The sequence below is a fragment of the Lentzea sp. NEAU-D7 genome, assembly GCF_026242055.1.
In the GTDB taxonomy this organism is placed as follows: Bacteria; Actinomycetota; Actinomycetes; order Mycobacteriales; family Pseudonocardiaceae; genus Lentzea.
The window spans coordinates 1-3,346 of sequence record NZ_JAPJDL010000013.1; the positions used below are offsets into that span (position 1 = coordinate 1).

Below are 3,346 nucleotides of genomic sequence, written 5' to 3' on the forward strand. Positions count from 1 at the left end.
GGTGTCAAGCGGACGAAAAGCGTGTCCGCTTGACACCCCTTCTCTCATGCAGCAAGTGCTATGGCGCGACTCGTGATGGGACCCCACCGCCCTTGCCTTATGGCAGGACGGCTCGCCTTCGGCTTCGCTTGGGTGGGCTGCTCGCCTTCGGCTTCGCGTGGGTGGGCGGCTCGCCTTCGGCTTCGCGGTGATGCGGGGGCTGCGGTCAACAGGGGAGACCGCAGACCCCGCGGTTGTGGTCAGGCGCTTTCTGCTGCGGCTGCGCGTCCTGCCGCTCGGCCCGAGAACAGGCAGCCGCCCAGGAAGGTGCCTTCCAGTGCTCGGTAGCCGTGTACGCCTCCGCCGCCGAAGCCGGACACCTCGCCTGCCGCGTACAGGCCCCTGATGGGTTGGCCGTTCGTGCCCAGCACGCGGCCCTGCAGGTCTGTTTGCAGGCCGCCCAGTGTTTTGCGGGTCAGGATGTTCATCCTGATCGCGATCAGCGGGCCTGAGGCGGGGTCGAGGAGTTTGTGCAGGCCCGCTGTGCGGGCGAGGCTGTCGCCGCTGTAGGCCAGGGAGTTGCGGATTCCCATGACCTGCACGTCCTTGGAGAACGGGTTGTCGACCTGCTGGTCGCGGATGGTGATCTGGCGGCGCAGGTCGTCCAGGTTGACCAGGTTCTGGCCGGTCAGCGCGTTCATGCCCGCCACCAGGTCCGGGAGGTTGTTCTTGATGACGAAGTCGACGCCCTTGTCCATGAACGCCTTCACCGGCGGTGGCGTGCTGTTGAGCAGGCGCATCGCCAGGTAGGCGACGAGGTTCTTGGCGGTGATCTCCGGGTTCTGCTCGGAGCCGGAGAGCACGAACTCCTTGTCGATGATCTTCTTGTTGAGGACGAACCACGAGTAGTCGTAGCCGGACTTGCCGATCAGCTCCAGGGTGCCGAGCGTGTCCAGGGACGGGATGCCGGGGTTGGGGAACCGCTTGCCGCGTGCGTCGAGCCACAGCGACGACGGTGCCGCCAGGACGCGGATGCCGTGGTCCGGCCAGATCGGCGTGTGGTTGATCATGCCCTCGGTGTAGTGCCACATGCGGTCGCGGTTGACCACGCGGCCGCCCGCCAGCTCGGTGATCGCGAGCATGCGGCCGTCGACGTGCGCGGGGACGCCGGTGACCAGCCGCCGGGGTGCTGGGCCGAGGCGGGCCGGCCAGTTGCGGCGTACCAGGTCGTGGTTGGCGCCGATGCCGCCCGAGGTGACTACCACCATCGGCGCGTACAGCTCGAAGTCGCCCACCTTGGTGCGGGAGCTGGGCTTGCCGCGTGCGGCGCTGCTGGGTTCCAGCAGGCTGCCGCGCACTCCGGTGACGGCGCCGTTGCTGGTGATCAGGCCGTCGACCTGGTGCCGGAACTTGAAGGTGACCTTGCCGTCTCGGACGGCGTCGCGCACCTTCTTCTCGAACGGTTCCATGACGCCGGGGCCGGTGCCCAGCGTCATGTGGAAGCGCGGCACCGAGTTGCCCGGGCCGTCCGCGAGCTGCCCGCCGCGTTCGGCCCAGCCCACGATCGGCACCCAGCGCACGCCGAGCCCGTACAGCCAGTCGCGCTTCTCGCCGGCGGCGAAGTTCAGGTACGCCTCGGCCCACTTCGCGGCCCAGTGGTCCTCGCCCAGGGGGTCGTTCACGCCGCGGTCGAAGCCGGCGGTGTTGAACCAGTCGGCGCGGGCCAGCTCCAGCGAGTCCTTGATGCCCGCGGTCCGCTGCTCCTGCGAGTTGACGAAGAACAGGCCGCCGAGCGACCAGAAGGCCTGTCCGCCCAGGCTGGCCTCGGGTTCCTGGTCCAGCAGCAGGACCTTGCGGCCCGCCGCGGCCAGTTCGGAGGTCGCCACGAGTCCCGCCAGGCCGTGTCCGACGACGATCACGTCCGCGTCGACCCGCGGCGCCGCGCCGGCGACTGCCTGCCCCAGAGTCCCGCTCGCGGCGATCGCGCCGATCGCGCCGCTCGCGGCCAGCAGGTTGCGGCGGCTGATGTTCCGGTCTGACATCCCAGGACCTTCCTCGTTGAAGGGTGGTGCCAACGCGAATTACTCTCGCGTAAAGGAACTAACCAGTAACCGGAGAGCGGGGGATAGGGTCCCGCCACCAAACGGCGACGGTTGTGTTGTGGCCGTCACACAACGTGGTGTTTGAGAGGCGACGTGCCGGGTATGTCCGCGATGGTCCGCCAGGTGCTCGCAGCGGTCGCCGCGGACGACAAGGTGGTCGAACGGGTCGTCGACGCGGCCCGCGGCCACTCGCCGGAGGTCGCCCGGCTGCCCGCGGAGGAGAACCGCCGGCACATCGCGTTCCTGCTGTCCGAAGGGATCGCGCACCTCGAACGCGGCGGTTCGCCCGACGACGGCGACTTCTCCGCCGCGCTGTCGCTGGGGGCCGACCGGGCCGCTCAGGGCGTGTCGATGGGGGGTCTGCTGCGCGGAGTGCACGCCGGCCGGACCGAGCTGATCAGGGCGAGTGTCGAGCTCGCGCGGTCGCTGGGCGTCGACGACGGCACGATCCTGAACTTCATGATCGACCTGGACCACTACGTCGGCGCGGTCGAGCGGCACATCATCAGCGGCTACCACACCGCCGAGCTGCAGCTGTCGCGCACGGCCCGCGATCTGCACGCCCAGGTGCTGCGGCGGCTGCTGGTCTCCGGCGAGTTCCCGGACGCCTCCGAGCTCGCCCGCACCGGCCTGCGCCCCGACGGCCGGTACCACTGCGTGGTGTCCGGGGTGACCGACCCGAGCCACGCGCGCACGCTGGAACAGCGGCTGCACGCGTTCGGCGGCGTGTACGGACTGGTCGAGGGACGCCTGGCCGGGCTCACGCACGTGCCGCCGTCCTGGTCGGACGATCTGCTGGTGGTGTCGCCCGCGACGCCGCTGAAGTCGTTGCGGGGCACGTACTCGATGTGCACGCGGGCACTCGCGGCCGCGGGAGCCTCGCTGGGCGTGCGGCTGCTGACCGACCTCGCCGGTGAGACCGCTCTCGCGGCGCTCCCCGGACTGGCGGACACGCTCGCCGACGCGCTGCTCGGCCAGCTGGACCCGAAGAGCACCTTCCACCACGAGATGGTGGTGACGGCGTTGTGCTACCTGGACAACGGCGGCCGGCTCAGCGCGACGGCCGCGGCGCTGCACATCCACGCGAACACCGTGCGGTACCGGTTGGACAGGCTGGTGGAGCTGACCGGCGCCGACCTCGGCGAGAACCCGGACGCGGGACGCTCGCACGTGCTGGCGACGCTGCACACCTGGTGGGCGCTGCGGTCGTGGATCGACCGGCGCGCCGGGTGAAACCCACACAGGCGGTGGGTGTTGGCGGGGGG

General features: G+C 70.2%; 2 protein-coding genes. One reads left to right on the plus strand and one right to left on the minus strand.

The window, feature by feature from the left end:
- Positions 1-239: 239 nt before the first annotated feature.
- Entirely contained in the window at positions 240-2,021 is a 1,782-nt protein-coding gene (locus ORI60_RS25020; RefSeq protein ID WP_266040283.1) for an FAD-binding dehydrogenase, read from the minus strand.
- A gap of 162 nt (positions 2,022-2,183) precedes the next feature.
- Between ORI60_RS25020 and ORI60_RS25025 the strand changes: the two genes are divergently transcribed.
- Positions 2,184-3,314, plus strand: coding sequence for a PucR family transcriptional regulator (locus tag ORI60_RS25025; RefSeq protein WP_266040284.1), 1,131 nt, complete (start codon positions 2,184-2,186; stop codon positions 3,312-3,314).
- Positions 3,315-3,346 lie beyond the last annotated feature (32 nt).